Here is a 20,391-nt window from a genome sequence, read left to right on the forward strand (position 1 = left end):
GGCGGGGGCGAGGTCTGTCGACATCAAGTATCTTGACGTCGAGATTCATGTCCGGCAGGCTGCTCTCCGAACACCGGGGACCAGCGAGGGGCAGGCCATGGCACATCACGGGGGCGGACTGCTGGCGCAACTGCGCCGGCCGCCGGGCGGGCGCGACGGACGGACCATGCTGCTCGCCCAGTTCCTGGACCGCGCCGGAACGGGGGTGTGGGCCGCGTCCTCGGTGCTCTACTTCACCTTCGTGACGCGGCTGGACGCACAGCAGGTGGGCCTGCTGCTGGGCGTGGCCGCCGTGGCGGGCATCGTCGGCTCGCCGCTCGCCGGTCAGCTGGCCGAACGGCTCCCCGTCCGGGGGCTGCTGATCGGGTGCCACCTGCTGCGGATCGGCACGATGGGCCTCCTGCTGGTGTGCAACGACTTCGCGGCACTGCTCCCCGTGATGGCACTCACCTGCCTCGGCGAGCGGGCGGCCAAGACACTGGAGATGCTCTTCGCCACCCGGGCGACGGGCGACCGGCGGTCCACCTACCAGGCGCTCACCCGCAGCGCGGCCAACGCCGGATACGCCCTGGGCGCCGGCGTCGCCGCGATCGGCCTGGCCGTGGGCACCAGGGACGCCTACCGGGCCCTGGTCCTGACCAACGCGCTGTCGTTCGCGGTGACCGCCGCCCTGGTGTGGCGCACCAGGGAACCACGCGGCGGCGGACGGGTGACAGCGCCCACCGGCGCACCGGGCACACCGGAACGGGAGCCGGCACCCAGCCCGTGGCGGGACCGCGGCTATCTGCGCTTCGTCCTGCTGGACATCCCGATGAACCTGGACGATTCGGTGCTCAACGTCGGGCTGCCACTCTGGCTGGTGAACCACACCTCGGCACCGCACGCCTTCGTGCCCGCCTTCCTGGTGATCAACACCGTGCTGGTGGTGGTGCTCCAGCTGCGGGTCTCCGCGCGCGCCGAGGGGCCCCACCGCGCGGCGGCCGCCGTCACCCTGTACGGGGCGGCGATGTCCGCGGGCTGCGTGGTCGTGGCGGTCGGCACCGGCGGCGGGGCCTGGACGGCCGCGGCCGCCCTGCTGGTCGCCGCGATGCTGGTCACCGCCGCCGAGTTGATGCGGTCGGTGAGCTCCTGGGAGCTGGCGGTGTCACTGGCACCCGAGCGGGCCCGGGCCTCCTACCTGGGGGTGGCCGGCATGGCCCAGTCCGTCCAGAAGTCCGCCGGACCGCTGCTGCTGACCGGCGCGGTGATGGTCGCCGGCCCGGCGGGCTGGCTGACACTCGGAGCGACCGTCGCGGGGCTCTCCGTCGTGCAACGCCGCTCCTGCGAGCAGAGGTTGGCGGACATGGCCGCCTCGGCAGACCGGTCGGCCGGCGTGGGTGTCGGCGTGGCACCGGATACGGCGGTCCTCGGGCCCGCCGGGGTGACGGACGCCCCGACGCGGTAGGCGGCCCGCACCCGACTGGACGCCGTCGTCGACGGCGGGCCGTGACCCGGGCGGTCTGAGGCACTGGGCGAAGGGGGCGTCATGAGCGCGATCTGGCTGATGAGCGCGGGCACGTACGGCGAGCGCGCGACCAACACCTTCCCGGGGACGGCACGCGAGCAACAACTGGCGTGGTGGCGGATCCTCGGCTACCGCTCCGTCGGGTACCTCAGAGTCCCGCCGCATGACGTGCCGTACCGGACTTCGGACGAGACCGTGACGCCCGCACCGGCCGGGGCGAGCGCGGCCGGACCCGGCGGCCGTCGCGCGGGTGAACCAGGCCCACGCCGCGCTGCAGAACGCGCTCAGGGACGAGGCCGAACGGCACGACCTGACCGTCGGGTCACCGCGCCCGGACCGGCCGGACCTCCGGTACGACCTGGCCTGGCGAGACGCCGCCCCGGTGTCGGTCCGCGAGGTGAAGTCGCTCGGCGGGGGCAGCGGCGCGGACCGGATGCGGGCGGCCGTCGGTCAGGTGCTCGACTACGCGCAGCGGCTCCGGGCGTACGAGGCCGAGGTGCGTCCCATGGTGTGGGTGGAACGGAAGCCGCGCGAGCCTGGCCGCTGGAAGCGCGTCTGCGCGGGTGCCGGCGTGTCCTGGCCTGGCCCGGCGAGGAGCACCGGGTGTTCGGAGCGCGGCGCTGACCGACCGCCGGACCACGGTTCAAGCCCCCGGCGACGGGAACGATGTCGCCGGGGGTGGTAGGGATGGCAACACCGGGAGGCGTCGGCCCCGGGCCGGGCAACGGTCAGGGCGGCGGCGGTTCAGGGGGCGGCGCGGGCGGCAGACCCGGCGGCCCGCCCGGTGCCCCGCGCCGACGGGCCCTCCGAACCTGGCTGGGCCCCTGGGCCGCCCTCCTCGGCGGTGTCGGCACACTGCTCGCCGGGGTCGCCGCCGTCCTCACCTGGTGGCAGCTGACGAAAGGAACACCGAGTCCGGGCTCCTCCGGTGGGCAGTCCACCGTCTCGGTACCGGCGGCGGTCTCCCTCCCGGCACCGTCCACGACGGCAGCGGTCACCGCGACACCGTCGACGGCGGCCTGGACCGGCACCTGGCACGGAACCGTCACGCAGGGCCGCCAGAAGTACGTCGTCGTCGTACGGATCCGCGACGCGCAGCTCGGTGAGGAGTTCGCGGACGCGGAGTACTCGCCGCTCGGCTGCTCCACGGTCTGGCTGCTGACCGAGCGCCTCCCCACCCGGCTGACCGGCCATGAGAGGGTCACCCGCAACACCACGACGACGTGTGTGAGCGGCGACTTCGTCCTGGAACTGCGCACCGACGGAACGATCCTGTTCGACTGGGGCTCGTCGCGAGCCACCGCCGTGCTGACCCGCCAGTAGCGGGGCGCCCGTCCGCCGAGGCCGGCGCGGACGGGCGCGTCTCGGGCCTACTGGCCGGCCCAGCCCAGGACTTCGATGCGCATGCCCGGTTTGTCGACGCTGTTCTGGACGGAGAGGACCTTGAAGAACGTGGGATAGCCCTTCTCCGTCTGCAGGCAGAACCGGTCGCCCGGGCTGGGGAGTTCCACGTCGTGCTGACCGAGCGTCGTCGCGATCTTCCCGCAGCGCTCCGGCCCGGGGTCCGGTTCTCCGTCGGGGACCCGGGCGAGTGCCGCGTGGTTGTCCGGCCCGATGTACGCCTTGCCCCCGGTAACACCGGTGATCACCAGGTCCCGGTTGTAGTCGCGGCCGAACTGCGGGTTGTTCACATCGAAGTCGGCCGCCTTCTCCAGCACGTACTCGCCGTTGTAGGTCACGATCCACCCCGGGTCGTTCGGCACCGGCGATCCGGACCCCGGCGAGGGGGCGGTCGTACCGGTGGGCGACGGTCCGGAACTCTGCCCCGGCACGGCCCGCACCGTGACGGTGGCGGTGGCGGTGGCGGTCGCCGTCTCCGTGACAGTCACGGTCACCGTCCGTGTCGTGGCCGTGGGCGAATTGACGACCGCCGGCAGGCCGAGAAAGCCGAACGCCAGACCCGCCACACCGGTCAGCGCCGTGACGACGGCGGCGAACTCCGTCCAGGGCCGAGGACGGTGGGCGGCTCCCACCAGCGGTGGCCGATCCGGCGCCGGAGGAACCTCCCGATCAGGTGAACTCGCCCCGGACCCAGGTGCATTGCTCATCGCTTTCCCCCTCGCGTGATCGGGGAACGATGATGGCACCGCGGACCGCGGCAGCACAGCACCTCTTCGGTCCCGCATCGATCGACGCAGGTCGGCGGGGTCGAGGAGCTCGGGCACGACGCCACCGGCGGGGCAGCGGACCGGATCGGACCGGGCCGGCGCCCGTTTCAGACAGCCCGCCCCCGGCTTCGGCCCCAGCGCCCCGCGGCACCCACCCGGCAGGACCGCGGGCCGGCCCGCCCCCGCGACCATGGCCCGTTCGGCGGATACCCGAATGCCTCATCTGACAAGCATCGCAGGGCTTTTGGGCCTACGTTGCCGTTCGAGGGGGCTACCGGACCGAAAGGTGAAGACCCAATGGCAGGACGATTCGAGCTGTACACCGACGAGAGCGGCATGCACCGGTTCCGGCTCAAGGCGAGCAACGGCACCGTCGTGGTGACGGGTGACCCGCAGGAGAGCCGGGACGAGTGCATCAGGAGCATCGAGTCGATCCGCAAGCTCGCGCCCTACGCGGAGCTCAAGGAGACGGCCTCCCGTCCGGCCTGAGTGCTCGGACGCACCGCGCCGCGGGCGGGGTGAGGCAGGAACGCGGGCCGGCGGCCCAAATCGCCGACCCGCGTTCGTTTGTTCGACAGATCCCTTTGGCCGCGTGCACGCCGGGTGTGGACAGAACTCCGGCATGCGCGTCGTCATCATCACCGAATCCTTTCCGCCCGAGGTCAACGGAGTCGCCCACAGCGTGCTGCGGACGGCCGAGCATCTGGTCCGCCGGGGCCACCAGCCGCTCGTCATCACCCCGGCACCCGCGCGGGGGGCCGACTGCCCGCCGCACGTCTTCGGCGGCGGGCCGGGAGCGGCCGAGCTGCCCGTGGTCCGCATCCCGTCCGTCCCGCTGCCCCGCTACCCGCAGGTCCGGATCGCGCTGCCCAGCCGGCAGCTGACCGCCGCGGTCGCCGGGCACCGGCCCGACCTCATCCACCTGGCCAGCCCGTTCGTGCTCGGCGCGCGTGGCATGCAGGTCGCCGCCCGGCTCGGTGTCCCCGCCGTGGCCGTGTACCAGACCGACCTCGCCGGGTACGCCCACGCATACCGGGCGGGCCGCGGGCTCGGTGAGGCCGCGGCCTGGCACCGGATCCGGGCCGTCCACCGCGCCGCCGCCCGCACCCTCGCGCCGTCCACCCCGGCGGCGCAGGACCTCACCGCGCACGGCGTGCCCCGGGTGCGGCTCTGGCCGCGGGGGGTGGACTCGGTCCGCTTCCACCCGCGCCACCGCGACGAGGCGCTGCACCGGGCCCTCGCCCCGGAGGGGAAGGTGCTGGTCGGCTACGTCGGGCGGCTCGCGCCCGAGAAGCGGGTCGACCTGCTGGCGAGCGCCTCGGCACTGCCGGGGGTGCGGGTGGTGATCATCGGTGACGGGCCGTCCGCGCCGGGGCTGAAGGCCGCGATGCCCGGCGCGGTGTTCCTCGGCCGCCGGACCGGGGACGACTTGGCGCGCTGTTTCGCCACCCTGGACGTGTTCGTGCACACCGGCCCGCTGGAGACCTTCTGCCAGACCATCCAGGAGGCGATGGCGAGCGGCGTCCCGGTGGTCGGCCCGGCCGCCGGGGGCCCGCTGGACCTGGTCGCCCACCGCCGGACCGGTCTGCTGGTTCCGCCGAGGGACGGCGCGGCGGTGGCCCGGGCGGTCACGGCGCTGGCCGGCGACGCCAGGCTGCGGGCCGCCTACGGGCGCGCCGGGCGGGCCGAGGTGACAGCCCGCACCTGGGAAGCGGTCGGGGATCTGCTGCTGCGGCACTACGAGGAGGTGCTGGCCGAGCACCGGGGGGTCGGGGCGACGGACGCGAGCGGCGTCGCCGTGCCCCCGGCGACCGGTCCCGCACGGCTGACCGAGGACGCCCCGGTGGTGGAGGAACTGCCGGCATGAGCGGCCACGGGGGCTCGCTCCGGATCGTCCGGGTGGCGAACTTCGTCACCCCGGTCTCGGGTGGACTGCGCACTGCCCTGCGCCATCTCGGCGCGGGCTACCGGGCCGCCGGACACTCTCCGGTGCTCGTCGTGCCCGGGGAGCGGCGCACGGAGGAGGAGACCGAGCAGGGACTGGTCGTCACCCTGCCCGGGCGGGTGCTGCCCGGCAGCGGCGGCTACCGGCTGCTCACCGACCGGCGGGCGGTCGCCGACGAGCTGACCCGGTTGGCGCCGGACCGGCTGGAGGTCTCCGACCGCACCACCCTGCGCTGGACCGGCGGCTGGGCACGGCGCCACGGGCTCCGCTCGGTGATGGTGTCGCACGAGAGCGCGGCCGGGCTGCTCCGTACCTGGGGCCTGCCCGGTCCGGCGGCCGTTGCCGCCGCCGACCGGCTCAACGGCCGCACCGCCCGGGCCTACGACACGGTGGTCTGCACCACGGACTGGGCGGCCGCTGAGTTCCGCCGGCTGGGGGTCCGCAACCTCGCCCAGGCACCGCTCGGCGTGGACCTGACCGCCATGCGCCCCCTGACGGCCGTCGAGCGGGCGGCCGAGCGGGCGCGGTACGTGGACCCCGGGCAGGCGCTGCTGGTGCTCTGCTCCCGGCTCTCGACGGAGAAGCGCCCCGAGCGGGCCGTCGAGGCCCTGGCCGACCTGTGCGCGGGCCGGCTGCCGGCCGTCCTGGTGGTGGCCGGTACCGGGCCGCTGCGGGCGAGACTGGCCGCCCGGGCCGGGCGGCTCCGGCTGCCCGTGCACTTCCTCGGGCACGTGGCCGGGAGGGGCGCGCTGGCCCGGTTGCTCGGCTGCGCCGATGTGGTGCTCGCCCCCGGTCCGGTGGAGACCTTCGGCCTGGCCGCGCTGGAGGCCCTCGCCTGCGGCACCCCCGTGGCGGTCAGCCGCTCGTCGGCCCTCCCGGCTCTGGTCGGTCCGGCGGGTGCGGCGGCCGAGGACACCGGTGCGGGTTTCGCGGGGGCGGTGCGTGACCTGCTCGCGCGCCCCGAGGAGGAGCGCCGCGCCGCTGCTCGCGCCCGGGCGGAGCAGTACGGCTGGCCTGCCGCGGTGGCGGCCTTCCTCGCCGCGCACCGGGCGCCGCAGCTGCTGCCGGAGCGGTCGCCGGGCCCGCCGCCGGGCCGGGCGGAGAAGGCGCGATGAGCACGGCCGTGGGGCCGGCCGGGGGCGGCGAGACGGCCCCGGGCGGGGCGCTCGCCAGCGGTGCGGACCCCGGCGGAGCACCCCCGGTGGCGGCGGTCCCGGTGGCGGCGGTCCCGGGCGGCGGGCGCGGGCCGGGGGACACCGGTGCCGGGAGGGCCGGCGAGCCGGTGCGGTTCGTGGCCCTCGGCGACTCGCTCACGGAGGGCGTCGGCGATCCGGTCGCCGGCGGCCGGCGGGGCTGGGCCTCGCTGCTCGCAGGCTCGCTGGCACCGCCGGAGGTCGGCGTCGAGTTCACCAACCTCGCGCGGAGCGGGGCGCTCAGTACCGATCTGACGACGGATCAGCTGCCCGCCGCACTGGTGCTGCGCCCCCGGCTGGCCGCCGTCGTGGTCGGGGGCAACGACACCCTGCGATCGGGGTTCGACATCGGCCGCACCACCCGGGAGTTGGACACCACGCTCGGTGAACTCTCCCGCAGCGGCGCCCTGTTGCTCACCGCCTGCCTGCCCGACCCGGGCGCGCTGCTGCGACTGCCTCGGCCGCTGGCCCGACCGTTGGCGCGCCGGATGCGCGCGGTGAACACCGTGGTGCACGCCCTCTCCACGCGCCACCGCGCCGTCCACCTGCACGTCGCCGACCTGCCCTGGACGACGCACCGCGAACTGCTGAGCGTGGACCGCCTCCACCCCAGCGCCGAAGGGCACCGGTTGATCGCCCGGGGCTTCCACGACCTGCTCGCGACCGCCGGACGGCCACTCGGTCCGGCCCCCGCCGCCGGTCGCGTCGACCCACCCCCCGGCGCGGTCGCCGACCTGTGGTGGATGGCCACCCGGGGCACCAGCTGGCTCGCCGAGCGCTGTACGGATCTGCTCCCCGGCCTGCTCGCCCTGGCCGCCGTCGAGGGCTGGGCCCGCCTCCGCGGCGCCACCGGCCGCCACGACGAGCAGATGACCCGGGCGGCGGCCGCGGCCCTGGGGGCGCTCCGGTGAGTGGGCGGTGCCCGCCGTGGGCGAGTCGGCTTTCCCGACCACCGCAGGTCCCCGGAGGCTCCGCCCGGGCACCTCGAACGGGCCCGCGCCGGTTCACTCCCGGCCACGGCGGGAACCGTAGCAGCGGGCGCGGCAGTCGTAGAGGGCAGCGGGCGGGACGCGCCCGAACCGGTGAAGGGAGTCGGATCGGTGACGACATCGTCGACGGACAGCCAGCCCAGTCGCTCCGGACGCGAGTTGATGGCCGCGGCCGGGGTCCTGTTCCCGTCCGGCGACGGCCGGGTGCTGGTGGTGCGGCTGCCGTACGACCGGAAGCACCCGGTGGCCGTCCCCGGCGGCGGCTGGGAGCCGGCGGACCTCTCGCCACGCCGGACGGCCGTTCGGGAGATCACCGAGGAGCTCGGGTTCACGCCCGTGCTCGGCGCGCTGGCCTGCATCGACTGGACGCTCGACGACTCCCGCCCGCCGATCGCCGCACACCTCTACTGGGCCGAGCCGCTCACCCCCGAGCAGGCGGACGCGTTCAGGCCGGACACCGACGAGGTCGGCGGGTGGACCTGGCTGACACCGGAGCAGGCCGCCCACGCGCTGCCCCCGCGCCTCTCCCGGCGGGTCACCGCCTGCCTGCGGGTGCCGCGTTCGGCCGGCCCGCTGGAACTGGAGGACAGCCTTCCCGTCGGGCACACGCTGGACCATCTGACGGCCGAACCACCGCCCGAGTACACCCGGTTGGCGGGTCTGGCGCTCACCGATGACACCACCGGAACCGACGCCGAACCGGCCGCTCCCCCGCTGGACCGGGCCACCTACATCGCCACCCGGCCGCGGATCCGGGCGAAGGCACGGACGGTGTTCACCGACGCCGCGGGGCGGGTCCTGCTGGTGCGGCTGCGGCCCTGGCCGGGGCCCGGGGGCGAGGAGCCGTACTGGACGCTGCCCGGCGGCGGGATCGAGGCCGACCGGGAACTGCCCCGGGCGGCCGCCCGGCGGGAGGTCCGCGAGGAGCTGGGGTGGGAGCACGAGCCGGGCCGGCTGCTGGCCCTCGACTGGCTGCCCGGCCGCGGCGCGGACCCGCGGAGCGGCCGGGACACCGCCGTCCTGGTCTACCTCTTCGACGGCGGCACCGTGCCGGACGAGCGCCTCGCCTCGATCGTGCTGCCCGAGGACGAACTGGTCGAATGGCGGCTCTGCGACCCGGCCGAGGCACGCGCGCTGCTGTCCGAATCGTCCTGGGGCCGGACGGCCGCCGCGCTCGCCGCCCGTGACCGGCCCGGCGGGCCGGCCGAACTGGTCGAGGGGCGACCGGTGCACTGACCGGCCGCCCCGACCGCCGTTCCTGGTCCACACTGGACGCATGGAGAACGGGATCGCGGACGTCCTGACCGGCCGTCGGGTGACGTCGGTCAGCGGCGGCGGACGACTGGACCTCACGCTGGACGGACCGGTGACCGTCCGGGTGACACACGAGTTCCGCCTCGCCATGCCGTCCGAGGTGGAGCACTTCTACCCCGCGCTGACGTTCCGCCCGACCGGCCCGCTGCTCGCCCTGGCCGGCCGGACGGTCGAAACCGCCCGGGTGACCCCGGCCGGCGGGCTGGAGCTGGCCTTCGAGGGCGGCGCCGCCCTGTCCGTCCGGCCGCACGCCCTGGTCGCACCGTGGAGCGTGTTCACCCCCGAGGGCGTCGTCTGCTCCGGGCTGGCGGGCGGCGAGGTGACGTGGGCGAACGGCCCTGGTCACTGAACCGGGCGCCGCCCGGCCGGACCCCGCGCCGCGCGACGCGGGGTCCGCACCCGGACGGGTCGACCGGCGGGCACCGAGGGGGATCCGGCGAACCGGACCCCCGGGCCTGGGTCAGACCTCCATCTCGGCCTCGACCTTCGTCAACTGGTGCCGCGCCATCGCCAGGTTGGCCCGGCTCTTGTCCAGCGCGAGGTAGAGGAAGAGGCCCTTGCCGCTGCGCCCGGTGAGCGGGCGGATCAGGTGGTACTGGCTGCTGAGCGTGATGAGGATGTCCTCGATGCCGTCCTGCAGGCCCAGCATGTCCATCGTGCGCATCTTCGCCCGGACCACGTCGGTGTTCCCGGCGGCGGCCACGTTGAGGTCCAGCCCGCCGGGGCCGTCGAGGGTGGCGAGCGCCATGCCGCTGTTGTAGTCCACCAGGGCGGCGCCGATGGCGCCTTCGATCACGGTCATGGCCTGCTTGAGCGCGCCTGCTGCGTCCGTCATGTCGGTTTCTCCAGTTCGTTCGGAAGATCGGGAATCAGTCGGTCGGAAGGGGGCGGGTGTCGGGGACCGGGGATCGGTCGGAAGGGGGCGGGAATCGGTCGGGTGGTCGGAAGTCGACACATCGATCGGTCGATCGGTCGACAGGTCGGTGAGTGGCTCCTTCGGGCGGCGGGGCGGGCGGGTCAGCCCACCTCCCTGGACTCCCTGGCCTCCTTGGGCGCGAGGGTGTCGGTGAGGAGGTCGGCGATGCGCCGGGCGGAGCGCCGGGCCTCCAGGTGCAGCCGGCCCACGTTCACGTCCGGGTGCGCCAGGAGCGTCAGCACGCAGCTTCCGCCGGCCGCGTAGGTCGCGACATAGCCGTGCTCGCCGCGGACCAGCGACTCCCGGAACTCGCCCTGCCCGGTCGTGTCGGCGAGCCGCTGCGCCAGGCTGAGCGAGGCCGCCGTCATCGCCGCCAGGCCCGACGGCTCGGTCCCGTGGGTGTCGTGGGCGACCAGCAGGCCGTCCACGCTGCCCACCAGCCCACCCGCGAGATGCGGTACCCGATGCTTGAGGGCGCGGAGTTCGGCCAGCAGCTCGGTCTCCAAGGCGATCAGTTGTCTCCTTCCGACACGCTGCTTGAGCGCCCGCCTCATGGCCGTGAGAACGGAGTCGCGGGCGGAGAGTGGTTCAAAGTCGGGCCTCCAGAAGGGTTCGGACCCGGGTCAGCAGCGCGATGTCCGGGTCTGGCACGGTCAGCGGGTGAGCCGCTGCCGGGGTCGGTGGGTGGGCCGGGATCGACGGGCGGGCGGAGCGGGCCGCACCCGCCGGGACGAGCCCGGCCAGCGCGGCACCGGGGACGCGACGGTGCAGCCCACCGCCGGTACGGCCGGCCGCGACGGGCTCGGCTCCGGAGCGCGCGACCGGCACGCGCGCGGCCGACACGCTCCCGGCCGGGACGTGCGGGCCGGTACTGCGGCCGGTCGTGGCCGGTGCCTGGGCGGCGTGCCGCGGCACGCCGCGTCCCGGGGTGGCGAGCAACCCGGCAGCGGCGAGCCGACGGACGTCCGCCGTGGTCGCGAAGGCCGAGCGCCCGAGCAACCGGGCCAGCTCCGCCGGCGTTCTTCGGCCGTCCGCATGGTCGAGCAACTCCCGCTGGTAGGGGCTGGGATGGCGACACCGGACGGTCCGGGCGGTCGCGGCCCGTACCTCGCGGGCACCGGCGGCTTCCGCGCTCCCGGCAGACCCGACGGCCACCGGGCGGACCGGAGCGGTGTCGAGCTGGGGCCACGGCCAGATCCGTTCCAACAGCCGCCGACGGCGATCGACCTCCCGACAGAGCCGGAAGGCACTCACCGCCGACACCGGCCCGAGCCAGTGCCGCGCACCGGACTCGAAGGCCCAGCACCCGGCGGCCGAAGGCCCGGCGCCCGCACCGACCGCGCCGACGGCGCCGACGGATTCGGCTGCCTCCGACACCCCGGAGGCCCAGGCGGCGGCGGTCCAGGCGGCAGCGCCCGCGCCGTCGAGGACGAAGAACGCGGCATCGAACAGCACACCGAGGTGACAGACCTCCAACTCACCCAGGGCGAGCCGCCGTTGCTCCACCAGGGCGCCACCGACCCGGCAGTGCGGGCCGAAGTCCCGGACGGTGTCCTGCCAGGCCTCCGGGGTGATCCGACCGCAACCGGTCAGCAGCGCGGCCAGGTCGGGGCTGCGATCGGACTCCGCGTGCACCACCAGGCCGTCGGCGAAGTAGAGCGCCCCCGCAGGTCCGTGCAGGACGCCGGTCACCCGCTCCTCAGCCAGCCTGGCGACCGCCTCGCCCGGGGTCCGCCCGAGCCTCGCCGGCAGAAGGACGCCCGCTGAGGACAGGGCGGGGCCGCTCATGCCGACCGCCGACGGGCGACAGGCTCCCGCCCGGCTGGCCGAAACACGACGGCGGGAGCCGGACGGGCAGCGGACAGGCGCCTTCCGCCGTCCGGTATCGCACCGATAGCCGACTCCGCGATGGTGGGCGTCATCCGAGCACCAGTTCCTCGGCCAGGCCCTGGAGGCGGTAGCGCGCCGCGGCCAGGTTGCCCTCGGTCCGGTCGAGCCACAGATGCAGGACGAGCCTGCTGTCGAAGACGGTGTCAATAAAGCACAACAGGTGGTAACTGCGGCCCGCAGTGACGATGATGTCCTGCAACGGCGACCGTTGATCCTCCGCCTCGGTGAAGGTCTGGCTCTCAACAGCCGCCCGCACCAGGTCGGTTGCCTCGGCAGCCGAGGTGTCGTGGTCACCACTGGGGCTGACCCCGACGCTGCCGAGGGCGAGCCCGCTGCTCCAGTCGATCAGGCTGGCGGCCCGGGCGCCGGCGATCGTCATCGCCCCGGAGAGGCATTGGTCGATACCCGGCACTCGGGCTCCTTCGGAGGGTTCGGGACAGCCGGGCGCGCTCGAACAGCGCCGACCGGTTCACCACGAGCAGTGGCGGCTTCGACACGGAAGGCTACTGCCGGATTCGATATGACGAACATTCCAATGGCATATTCACACTGCGTGCGACTACTTTCAGCCATCCTGTGACGCCACGTCAGTTCACCGTACCGGGCGAAACCGCTGACCGGGAGGGACGCCACCGAACGGGCCGACTGCCGACCTGGAACGGGACCTTGGCCGATTGTCGGCCACGAGGGAGGGTTTCGGACGCGGATTGCGATAGAGCCGTGCGGCCGCCGCGCCAGACCGTGAAGCTCTCATGAAGATCCGCGCCGAGCCGGGGAGGTAACCGTGAGCCGTGAGCGGCGAGCGGCGAGAACGAACAAGGCGGCCGCCCCCCGATGGGGAGCGGCCGCCTTGGATGGAGCGCCAGGCCCGGGTTGAACGGACTCTTCCTACTGAAAGTAGGACGTGCTCCGGTAGCACCTCTGACGCCTGAACGAGAGATCATTTCCTCTCGACGGGAAGAACATTAGCAGGACATCGCGCCTGGTCAGAAATCGAGCATGAGGGAACGACGGGTGGACGGACCGACCTGCCGATGACCGAACTCACCCTCCCCCCGGACCGGCCCCGAGCGCGGTGCCCGCCAGTACGCCTTCCCGGGCCGGGAGCGGCGCCGTGGCGCGGGCCGTTCAGGGCTCCTCGCGCGCCGGTCGCAGCCGGGGGAATCGGGCGGCCTCCGCGTCGTCGAGCCAGCCGAGCCGAAGGGTGACCGCTCCGCGGTGGTCCTCGTGGGCCGGTGCCAGGAGATGGCGGAGCAGGGCGCGCATCCGGGCGAGCACCATCGGGGACGCGAACGAGGCCACCACGAGGTCGTCGACGGTGGAGCGCAGGACCTCCTCCCAGCCGGGCAGCCGGACGACCACCCGCACCGTGCCGTCGTCGCCGTGGACGCGCACGACGGCGGCCGGCGTCGCGGCGGGCCGACTCAGGAGGTCCTCCAGGACCTCCAGGACCTGGACCGCCGTGGCCGGATCGTTGACGGCCGGCGAGAGCGCCCGCAGCGCGATGTCGGCGAGCAGCCGGAGCGCCAGGGTCGGGTCCTGTTCCAGGGTCCGTTCCTTACCCGTGACCAGGGCGTCGAGGACAGCGCCGGCCGCCACCTCCCCACCGTGCACCTCGGCGACGGCGGCCCCGCGGCGCAGGGTGGCGCCCGGGGCGTGCGGCAGGACGACGACCGCATCGGCGGCGCCGGCGGCGCGGAGCATCCGGTCGATGTCGACCTGCTGGAGCACCGCCGGCGGGTGGGGCCAGCGGACCGTCGAGCGGAGCGCCGGCAGGGCGTCGGCGCCGGTGTCCCTGCCGGCCGTGGAGATCCGCCCGGTGCGGGGCGCCGCGCTGGAGTCGGGGTAGAAGGTGTCGAGGATGGCGCGCCCGCGCTCGGCGACCGAGGCGATCACCTCGGCCAGCTGGATCGCGGTGAAGGCCCTGAGCTGGAGGTTCCGCAGCAGGACCGCCAGCATGAGCAGCAGCACGAGTTCACAGACGAGGACGGCCGCCGAGACCTCCGTGTGCTCGCCGGTGGCGACGACCGCGGTGAGGGAGAAGACGACCAGCCCGATGGTGAGGGCGAAGGTCCGCCAGACGATCGGGGCGTCGCGGAAGAGCGTCAGACGCGGGGTGAAGGTCGTGGCGGCCCACTGCACGACGAGGAACAGCAGCGAGAAGATCAGGGCGATCGTGCCCAGCAGCCCCAGGCCCAGTGCGAGCACCAGCTCGGTGACGGGGCCGGCCGGCACCATCGGCCCGCCGGAGATCCGCGGCAGCGCGACCCCCAGGGCCAAGCCCGCGAGGAGACCGAACAGCTGGCTGGCGCCCGCGCGCACCCGACGCCGGCGACGCAGCGCGGACCGGGGTCTCACGTCGGGCCGCCGGCACCGGCTCGCCGCGGGGGCGCCGATCCGTCGGCGCGACCGGGCGGCCCGGGCGGGCGTGGAACCGGGGCGGCGGACTGCCCCGAACGGGCCCCGGTCGGCGGGCCGCACCATACTGGGACCATGGCGCAGAACACTCCTCCGCGGCACCGTCCGCCGACCGTCACGGTCAAGGGGCGCGACGTACGGCTGCGTACGATCGGGGTCGCCGTCCTCGCGGTACTCGCCGTCTGGTTCATCGCAGCCAACACCGGATCGGTCTCCATCACCCTGTGGGTCACCACCGTCACCCTGCCCCTGTGGGCGGTTCTCACCGTGACGCTGGCGACCGGGCTGGTCATCGGGTACTTCCTCGGCCGCCGGCGGGCCAGGGGCTGACCTGGGCGCCGGCCCGGGGCATCGGGAACTCCGGCTCCGCGGCGGACATCGGGAAAGTCCGGCTCCGCGACGCGACCCGCCATGACCCGGGACACCGTTCAGCGGGCCGTGGGCAGACAGACGTCCACGGCCCGCCGGTGCGGCCCGGCGTCAGGCGAGCAGCTTCTCCTTCGCCTTCCGGAACTCCTCCTCGGAGATCGCACCGCTGTTCTTGAGGTCCGCGAGCTTGGCCAGCTCGTCGACGTGGCCACCCGCTCCGCCGCCACCACCCTCGGTGCCGGCCGCCTCCTTGACGTACGCCTTGAACGCGGCATCGGCCTCCTTCGCCTGCGCCAGGTCACGCTCGCCCATCGATCTGCCGCGCACGATCAGGTACACGAACACCCCCAGGAAGGGCAGCAGGATCACGAAGATCAGCCAGCCGGCCTTCCCCCAGCCTCCCATGTCATGGCTGCGGAAGATATCCGAGATGATCTTGAAGAGCAGGAAGAACCAGAGGATGAACAGGAAGAGTTCCAGCATCGTCCAGAACAGGTTGAGCATCGGGTAGTCGTCCACGGTGTCCTCCTCCCGCCGGCCGACCGACCGTCGGCGGCCACGCGGTGAACCGCGCCGCCCCGAGATGGACGGCGGCCAAACGAGTCATATCACCGCAATTCGACCACCGCATGCCGGAAGTCGGACGGCCTCCTCGGGCGTCGACCGGTCCGGGTCCACGGCGCTGCGCACCGTCCGGAGCCGAGCCCGCCGAACCCGTCCGGACCGGATCCGAGCGAAGTACACCCGTTCGGACCAGCCCCGGCCGCGGCCGGTCGCCCCGGCGGGTGAAGCTGCTGGTGACTGCGCCCCGCGCGCCTCCGCCGGCACGGTGAGCAAGCGAAGGAGCGCCGTGAAGGCCGCCGTCGTGCACGACTTCACCCGACCGCCGGCGGTCGAGGACCGCCCCGGCTCCCGTGCCACACCAGGGACCTCGGGTCCCCGCCGCACCGACAACCACGCCGCGCACGGCGGTCGGTTGCGGTCGGCGGACGCAGCCAGCGGTTGCGGCCGGACTCGGTCACACCCGGTCGGACCCGGTCGGGCGCGGCAGTCGGGCGGCCGTCGGCCGGCTCAGCGGTCGCCGACGAGGGCGAAGGCGAAGGCCAGCCGGCGGTCGATCCAGTCCGCCTTGACCGTGACCTTCTCGCTGCCCTCCGACACCATGACGACCTTCTCCTCGGCCCGCCACTCCAGCGTGCGGGGCTTGGCGGGCTGGTCACCACCCTCCGCCCCGAGGCTCGCGAGGGCGTCGAGCGCCCCGAAGAGACTCCTCTCGACCACGCGCGCGGCGATCTCCCTCGCATCGCCGCTCACCCACTGATTGCGGCCCAGGATCGGCGGACGGCCCGGCTGGTCGATGCGCCAACTGTGCTTGAACGGGCGCGTGCGGGGCGGGATCCGCCGCAGCGTGCCGATGATCCGCCCCTGCGCGTCATGCACCTCGTGGTGCCGCTCGTCGTCGACCTCCCGGCCGCGGCCGTCGACGAGGCAGAGCAGGAGCCGGCACGCGGCGTCCTCGTAGAGGGCGACCCGCTCTCCCTCCCGGCCGACGAACGCGCAGGGGGCGAAGACCCGGCGCTCCTTGCCGTTCCGGGGGACGCGCACGGCGAGCTGGCCGGGCGTACGCGCCGTGCGCTTGGCGGTGACGGGGCGCTCGGTGTCACCGATGACGAAGTCGCGGACCCGTTCCCAGCCGACGGGGAGCACCGGCGGCTCCTCCACGGGCTCACCCCTACCAAAGACCACTGCTGCTACCCCCGGGTCTGACGCCGTTCCGCTCGGACTGTTCATTCCGCTTGTCCGCATCTGCCGTCGAGCAACCGACGTCTCGCACGGGCGGCCGATCCCTTCGTCGGTGCGGACGGACAGTTTCCCTTCTCAAGAACCTACACATCAAGATCCACAGAGGGGATCCGCCATGGGCACCACCGACAGCAGCAAGCGCGAGGGTTTCACGGCCGGGCGAGCCCCGGGCCAATCTATTCGAGCACACGTTCGATAACGGCGTAGGCTGGATCCATGCAGAGCACCGTGCACCTCCAGCCCTCGTTGTTCGACGACGCCGACGGGGACAGGGCCGCGCTGGGGCCGCTCACGGGGGTCCGGCGGGAGGTGCTGGGGGCCGGAGCCTGGGTGGACGTACTGCCGGGATGGGTGCGGGGGGCGGCCGGATTGTTCGAACAACTGGTGGCCCAGGTCCCGTGGCGGGCCGAGCGGCGGGAGATGTACGAGCGGATGGTGGAGGTACCGCGGCTCGCGTCCTACGGGGAGCGGGATGCGCCACCGCACCCGCTGCTGGGCGAGGCCAGGGCGGCACTGAGCGCGCACTACGCGGCGGAACTCGGCGAACCGTTCCGGACGCTGGGGCTCTGCTACTACCGGGACGGGCGCGACAGCGTGGCCTGGCACGGCGACCGGACCGGACGCGGGGAGCGCGAGGACACCATGGTCGCGATCGTCTCGGTGGGCGAGCCCCGGGCGCTGCTGCTGCGGCCGCGCGGCGGCGGGCCGGTCGTCCGGCACCCGGTGGGGCACGGGGACCTGCTGGTCATGGGCGGGTCGTGCCAGCGGACCTGGGAGCACGCCATCGCGAAGACCGCCCGGCCGGTCGGGCCGCGGATCAGCATCCAGTTCCGGCCGCGCGGGGTCGCCTGAGCGATCGCCCGGGGCGGGCGCCCCGGTTGCCGCGGTCGCGGGGGTCGCGGAGGCTTGCCGAGGGGTCCGCCTGGGCTTGGAGGACGGCATGCCGAAGGCCGGCAGGTACCACGAAGGCGTCCCGTGCTGGGTCGAACTGGCCGCGCCGGACGTCGAACGGGCGCGACGGTTCTACGGCGGGTTGTTCGGCTGGGAGTACGTGGCGACCGGGCCGGTGGGTGACGAGTACCTGGTCGCGACGGTGCGCGGGGTACAGGTGGCGGGGATCAGGTCGCGCCGGGCGGTCGACGGACAGGGGCCGCCGGCCTGGACGACCTACCTCGCGGTGGACGACGCCGACCGGATGGCCGGGCTGGTCCAGGAGGCGGGCGGGCTGGTCGTCTTCGAGCCGTTCGAGGTGCCCGACCAGGGGCGCGGGGTGCTCGCGGTGGACCCGCTCGGTGCGGTGTTCGGGCTCTGGCAGGGGTCGCTCAATCCGGGCGCGGGCCTGGTCAACGAACCCGGCACCGTCGCCTGGAACGATCAGCTCTCCCCCGATCCGGACACCGCCCGGGACTTCTACCGGCGGGTCTTCGACTACGGGTACGACGCCGCCGCGGCCGACCACACGGTGTTCCGGGTCCGCGGGCTGCCGGTCGGCGGGATCGGCGGGGACCCGGGCATCGACCCGGACGGCCCGCCCGCGTTCTGGGCGGTGTACTTCGGGGCGGCGGACACCGACCGGGCGGTGGAACGGGCGGTCCGGCTCGGCGCGAGCGTGCTGGACGGGCCGGAGCCGACGCCGTTCGGGCGGCTGGCGGTGGTGCGCGACGACGGCGGGGCGGTGTTCACCCTGATCTCCGTCCCACCGGGCGAACCGGTCACGCCGGCCGCACCGGACGAGCCGGGCGATCGAGGCGCGGGTGACCCGGGCGAGCCCGCCGGTCCGGCGACGGCGGCCTGAGCGGACGGCCGCCGCCCCCCGCCCGAGACGGCTTCCCCTCCCGATACCGCCGCCCCGCCCCGGACGCCGTCCGACGAGCCGAACGCCGATGCCGAACGCCGACGTCGAACGCCGATGCCGAGGCGGTGGGCCCGGCCCACCGCCTCGGCGTTCCGGGCGGGTCGCCCGTCGGCGCGGTCCCGGCGCACGGACCCCACCTCCGTCACCGGGACGCTGTCACCCGCACCGGCCCCTTCGTCGCGGTGTCAGTCCTTCACCGCGCCCGCCAGCCCGGAGACCAGCTTGCGCTGCACCGCGATGAAGAAGATCAGTACCGGCACGGTCATCAGCGTGGACGCCGCCATGATGCCGCCCCAGTCGTTCTCGTCCGGCTTGAAGAAGACCAGCAGCGCCGAGGGGAGGGTCTGGTTGTCGGTGGCACTGATGATGAAGGTCTTGGCGAAGACGAAGTCGTTCCACGCCGCGATGAAGGAGAACACGCTGGTCGCGGCCAGGCCGGGGGCGACCAGCGGCAGCAGGATCCGCCACAGGATGCGGGTCCGGCTCGCACCGTCGATCTGGGCGGCCTCCTCGATGGAGACCGGGACGGCGGCCACGAAGCCGCGCATCATCCAGATGCCGAACGGCAGCGAGAAGGCCAGCTGCACCAGGATCAGCGAGGCCAGGGTGTTGAGGCCGATGCCCGGCGCGACCCGGCCGGCGTCGCGGAACATGAAGAACAGCGGGATGGTCAGCGCCTCGACCGGGATCATCTGGGCGATCAGGAACATCACCATGACGGTGGTGCGGAACCGGAAGCGGAAGCGGGTCACCGCCACCGCCGCAAGGAAGACCACCACCGCCGACAGCACGACCACCGAGAGTGCGATGACCAGGCTGTTGAGGAAGTAGCGACCGAACCCGTCGACACTCAGCACCTGCCGGAAGCTCTCCAGCGTCGGGTGGGCGGTCCACGGCTTCGGGTCCAGCGACTGCACCTCGCCCTTGGGCTTGAAGGCCGACAGCACCATCCAGAAGATCGGGAAGGCGGTGACGACGGCCACCAGGACCGCCGTGGTGTCGGCGGCGAACCGCCGGCGGCTACGGGCGTTCACAGTTCATTCCCCGTCCGTCGCAGGGTGCGGATGTAGAGGACCGTCGGGATCACCAGGACCAGCAGCATGATCACGCCGATGGCCGCGCCGAGCCCGTACTGGGAGGAGGCGAACGCCTTCTGGTACGCGTACACGTTGAGCACGAGGTTCTGTCCGGCGATGCCGCCGCCCTCGGTCATCACGTAGATCTGGGTGAAGACCTTGAAGTCCCAGATGACCGACTGGATCACCACGACGGTCAGGATCGGCCGGAGCATCGGGGCGGTGATCCGGCGGAAGGTCGTCCAGGTGTTGGCGCCGTCCAGGGCGGCGGCCTCCAGGATCTCCTCGGGGATCGCCCGGATGCCCGCGTAGAGCGTCACCATGACGAACGGGAAGGAGTGCCAGACCACCACGGCACCGACGATGAGGAACGCCGTCCACTTGTCGTAGAACCAGTTGTACTCGTGGAAGCCGCTCAGTCCGAGGTCGACCAGGGTCTTGTTGACCAGGCCGAGGTTGGTGTCGAACAGGAAGCTCCACACCGTCGACCCGGTCATCGCCGGCGCCGCCCAGGCCGCCGTCGCGGCGGTGGTGAGCACCAGCCGGGCCACCCGGCCGACCCTGGTCAGCAACACCGCGAGGGTGGCGCCGACGACCAGCGTGGCGACCACGCAGAAGGCGGCGAAGCCGATCGTCTGCGTGAGCACCGACCAGAACTGGCCGTCGCTCAGGATCTTCTCGTAGTTGCCGAAGCCGACGAAGCTGGTGGGCACTCCCCCGGACGCCTGGGCCTGCCCGAAGTCCAGCACCGACAGCAGTCCGAGCTGGTAGATCGGGTAGGCCACCAGCGGGATCATGATGATCGCGGCCGGCAGGAGCAGCAGCAGCGGTGGGCGGCGGCGCGGGGGCGCGGCCGGGCCGGTCCCCCGGCGGCGCCCGCTCGGGGACGTCGGCGCCGCCGGGGCGGTCGTGGTGGGTGCGGACACGTACGGGACCTGCTCTCTCGGGCCT

The 20,391-nt window shown here is 73.9% G+C and carries 21 protein-coding genes; 11 read left to right on the plus strand and 10 right to left on the minus strand.

The annotated features are described in order from the left end of the window. Nucleotides 1–97: 97 nt before the first annotated feature. On the plus strand, nucleotides 98–1,444 hold the full coding sequence (locus AB0J08_RS02605; protein WP_360625659.1) for an MFS transporter: 1,347 nt from the start codon (nucleotides 98–100) through the stop codon (nucleotides 1,442–1,444). 747 nt (nucleotides 1,445–2,191) lie between these two features. Further along, nucleotides 2,192–2,827 (plus strand): hypothetical protein, encoded by a 636-nt coding sequence (locus AB0J08_RS02610; RefSeq protein WP_360625662.1) that lies wholly within the window; start codon nucleotides 2,192–2,194, stop codon nucleotides 2,825–2,827. Between the two features lie 47 nt (nucleotides 2,828–2,874). On the opposite strand, the gene AB0J08_RS02615 is transcribed toward AB0J08_RS02610, so the two are convergent. Beyond that, nucleotides 2,875–3,393: a hypothetical protein gene (locus AB0J08_RS02615; protein WP_360625665.1), complete on the minus strand. Its 519-nt coding sequence runs from the start codon at nucleotides 3,391–3,393 to the stop codon at nucleotides 2,875–2,877. 576 nt (nucleotides 3,394–3,969) lie between these two features. Here AB0J08_RS02615 and AB0J08_RS02620 point away from each other — a divergent pair. The 6 genes from AB0J08_RS02620 to AB0J08_RS02645 all read left to right on the plus strand — a co-directional run bounded on the left by AB0J08_RS02620 (nucleotide 3,970) and on the right by AB0J08_RS02645 (nucleotide 9,462). Next, a complete protein-coding gene (locus AB0J08_RS02620; RefSeq protein ID WP_360625668.1) occupies nucleotides 3,970–4,161 on the plus strand; it encodes a DUF1508 domain-containing protein in 192 nt (63 codons plus the stop codon). A gap of 133 nt (nucleotides 4,162–4,294) precedes the next feature. After that, a complete protein-coding gene (locus tag AB0J08_RS02625) occupies nucleotides 4,295–5,539 on the plus strand; it encodes a glycosyltransferase family 1 protein (RefSeq protein ID WP_360625671.1) in 1,245 nt (414 codons plus the stop codon). Then, on the plus strand, nucleotides 5,536–6,732 hold the full coding sequence (locus tag AB0J08_RS02630) for a glycosyltransferase (RefSeq protein ID WP_360625675.1): 1,197 nt from the start codon (nucleotides 5,536–5,538) through the stop codon (nucleotides 6,730–6,732). Before AB0J08_RS02625 ends, AB0J08_RS02630 begins: the two co-directional genes overlap by 4 nt. Further along, nucleotides 6,729–7,721: an SGNH/GDSL hydrolase family protein gene (locus tag AB0J08_RS02635; protein WP_360625678.1), complete on the plus strand. Its 993-nt coding sequence runs from the start codon at nucleotides 6,729–6,731 to the stop codon at nucleotides 7,719–7,721. Before AB0J08_RS02630 ends, AB0J08_RS02635 begins: the two co-directional genes overlap by 4 nt. Before the next feature lie 189 nt (nucleotides 7,722–7,910). Continuing rightward, nucleotides 7,911–9,035, plus strand: coding sequence for an NUDIX hydrolase (locus AB0J08_RS02640; RefSeq protein ID WP_360625681.1), 1,125 nt, complete (start codon nucleotides 7,911–7,913; stop codon nucleotides 9,033–9,035). Between the two features lie 40 nt (nucleotides 9,036–9,075). Continuing rightward, the gene (locus AB0J08_RS02645) at nucleotides 9,076–9,462 is read left to right on the plus strand and encodes a DUF6188 family protein (RefSeq protein WP_360625684.1); all 387 of its coding nucleotides are present in this window, start codon (nucleotides 9,076–9,078) and stop codon (nucleotides 9,460–9,462) included. Between the two features lie 111 nt (nucleotides 9,463–9,573). Here AB0J08_RS02645 and AB0J08_RS02650 read toward each other — a convergent pair whose 3' ends face one another. The 5 genes from AB0J08_RS02650 to AB0J08_RS02670 form a co-directional block, all read right to left on the minus strand. Next, complete coding sequence (locus AB0J08_RS02650) at nucleotides 9,574–9,948, minus strand: hypothetical protein (RefSeq protein WP_360625687.1); 375 nt, start codon at nucleotides 9,946–9,948, stop codon at nucleotides 9,574–9,576. Nucleotides 9,949–10,130: 182 nt separating this feature from the next. Continuing rightward, nucleotides 10,131–10,583: a roadblock/LC7 domain-containing protein gene (locus AB0J08_RS02655; RefSeq protein WP_360625690.1), complete on the minus strand. Its 453-nt coding sequence runs from the start codon at nucleotides 10,581–10,583 to the stop codon at nucleotides 10,131–10,133. 34 nt (nucleotides 10,584–10,617) lie between these two features. After that, nucleotides 10,618–11,817: a hypothetical protein gene (locus tag AB0J08_RS02660; protein ID WP_360625693.1), complete on the minus strand. Its 1,200-nt coding sequence runs from the start codon at nucleotides 11,815–11,817 to the stop codon at nucleotides 10,618–10,620. Between the two features lie 130 nt (nucleotides 11,818–11,947). Continuing rightward, complete coding sequence (locus AB0J08_RS02665; RefSeq protein WP_360625696.1) at nucleotides 11,948–12,331, minus strand: hypothetical protein; 384 nt, start codon at nucleotides 12,329–12,331, stop codon at nucleotides 11,948–11,950. 716 nt (nucleotides 12,332–13,047) lie between these two features. Then, complete coding sequence (locus AB0J08_RS02670; RefSeq protein WP_360625699.1) at nucleotides 13,048–14,199, minus strand: DUF2254 family protein; 1,152 nt, start codon at nucleotides 14,197–14,199, stop codon at nucleotides 13,048–13,050. Between the two features lie 213 nt (nucleotides 14,200–14,412). Between AB0J08_RS02670 and AB0J08_RS02675 the strand changes: the two genes are divergently transcribed. Further along, entirely contained in the window at nucleotides 14,413–14,667 is a 255-nt protein-coding gene (locus tag AB0J08_RS02675; protein WP_360625702.1) for a LapA family protein, read from the plus strand. A gap of 150 nt (nucleotides 14,668–14,817) precedes the next feature. On the opposite strand, the gene AB0J08_RS02680 is transcribed toward AB0J08_RS02675, so the two are convergent. Together AB0J08_RS02680 and AB0J08_RS02685 are read right to left on the minus strand one after the other, a co-directional pair. Next, nucleotides 14,818–15,225 (minus strand): SHOCT domain-containing protein, encoded by a 408-nt coding sequence (locus tag AB0J08_RS02680; RefSeq protein WP_360625705.1) that lies wholly within the window; start codon nucleotides 15,223–15,225, stop codon nucleotides 14,818–14,820. A gap of 552 nt (nucleotides 15,226–15,777) precedes the next feature. Further along, nucleotides 15,778–16,428 carry a hypothetical protein gene (locus tag AB0J08_RS02685; RefSeq protein WP_360625708.1) on the minus strand — a complete coding sequence of 217 codons (651 nt, stop codon included), beginning with the start codon at nucleotides 16,426–16,428 and terminating at the stop codon, nucleotides 15,778–15,780. 297 nt (nucleotides 16,429–16,725) lie between these two features. Between AB0J08_RS02685 and AB0J08_RS02690 the strand changes: the two genes are divergently transcribed. Both AB0J08_RS02690 and AB0J08_RS02695 read left to right on the plus strand, forming a co-directional pair. Further along, a complete protein-coding gene (locus AB0J08_RS02690; protein WP_360625711.1) occupies nucleotides 16,726–17,361 on the plus strand; it encodes an alpha-ketoglutarate-dependent dioxygenase AlkB in 636 nt (211 codons plus the stop codon). 88 nt (nucleotides 17,362–17,449) lie between these two features. Continuing rightward, nucleotides 17,450–18,304, plus strand: coding sequence for a VOC family protein (locus AB0J08_RS02695; protein ID WP_360625714.1), 855 nt, complete (start codon nucleotides 17,450–17,452; stop codon nucleotides 18,302–18,304). Nucleotides 18,305–18,549: 245 nt separating this feature from the next. Here AB0J08_RS02695 and AB0J08_RS02700 read toward each other — a convergent pair whose 3' ends face one another. After that, the gene (locus AB0J08_RS02700; RefSeq protein WP_360625717.1) at nucleotides 18,550–19,398 is read right to left on the minus strand and encodes a carbohydrate ABC transporter permease; all 849 of its coding nucleotides are present in this window, start codon (nucleotides 19,396–19,398) and stop codon (nucleotides 18,550–18,552) included. Further along, nucleotides 19,395–20,366, minus strand: coding sequence for a sugar ABC transporter permease (locus tag AB0J08_RS02705; RefSeq protein WP_360625720.1), 972 nt, complete (start codon nucleotides 20,364–20,366; stop codon nucleotides 19,395–19,397). The genes AB0J08_RS02700 and AB0J08_RS02705 overlap by 4 nt, the downstream gene beginning before the upstream one ends. Between the last annotated feature and the right edge of the window lie 25 nt (nucleotides 20,367–20,391).

The organism is Kitasatospora sp. NPDC050463 (genome assembly GCF_040655255.1).
Taxonomy (GTDB): domain Bacteria; phylum Actinomycetota; class Actinomycetes; order Streptomycetales; family Streptomycetaceae; genus Kitasatospora.

What these genes read in the sequence shown, in the direction of transcription:
- AB0J08_RS02645 (WP_360625684.1), top strand. Translation starts at nt 9,076, where the DNA reads ATGGAGAACGGGATCGCGGACGTCCTGACCGGCCGTCGGGTGACGTCG.
- AB0J08_RS02625 (WP_360625671.1), top strand. Translation starts at nt 4,295, where the DNA reads ATGCGCGTCGTCATCATCACCGAATCCTTTCCGCCCGAGGTCAACGGA.
- AB0J08_RS02695 (WP_360625714.1), top strand. Translation starts at nt 17,450, where the DNA reads ATGCCGAAGGCCGGCAGGTACCACGAAGGCGTCCCGTGCTGGGTCGAA.
- AB0J08_RS02660 (WP_360625693.1), bottom strand. Translation starts at nt 11,817, where the DNA reads ATGAGCGGCCCCGCCCTGTCCTCAGCGGGCGTCCTTCTGCCGGCGAGG.
- AB0J08_RS02690 (WP_360625711.1), top strand. Translation starts at nt 16,726, where the DNA reads ATGCAGAGCACCGTGCACCTCCAGCCCTCGTTGTTCGACGACGCCGAC.
- AB0J08_RS02605 (WP_360625659.1), top strand. Translation starts at nt 98, where the DNA reads ATGGCACATCACGGGGGCGGACTGCTGGCGCAACTGCGCCGGCCGCCG.
- AB0J08_RS02635 (WP_360625678.1), top strand. Translation starts at nt 6,729, where the DNA reads ATGAGCACGGCCGTGGGGCCGGCCGGGGGCGGCGAGACGGCCCCGGGC.
- AB0J08_RS02650 (WP_360625687.1), bottom strand. Translation starts at nt 9,948, where the DNA reads ATGACGGACGCAGCAGGCGCGCTCAAGCAGGCCATGACCGTGATCGAA.
- AB0J08_RS02630 (WP_360625675.1), top strand. Translation starts at nt 5,536, where the DNA reads ATGAGCGGCCACGGGGGCTCGCTCCGGATCGTCCGGGTGGCGAACTTC.
- AB0J08_RS02620 (WP_360625668.1), top strand. Translation starts at nt 3,970, where the DNA reads ATGGCAGGACGATTCGAGCTGTACACCGACGAGAGCGGCATGCACCGG.
- AB0J08_RS02610 (WP_360625662.1), top strand. Translation starts at nt 2,192, where the DNA reads ATGGCAACACCGGGAGGCGTCGGCCCCGGGCCGGGCAACGGTCAGGGC.
- AB0J08_RS02655 (WP_360625690.1), bottom strand. Translation starts at nt 10,583, where the DNA reads ATGAGGCGGGCGCTCAAGCAGCGTGTCGGAAGGAGACAACTGATCGCC.
- AB0J08_RS02675 (WP_360625702.1), top strand. Translation starts at nt 14,413, where the DNA reads ATGGCGCAGAACACTCCTCCGCGGCACCGTCCGCCGACCGTCACGGTC.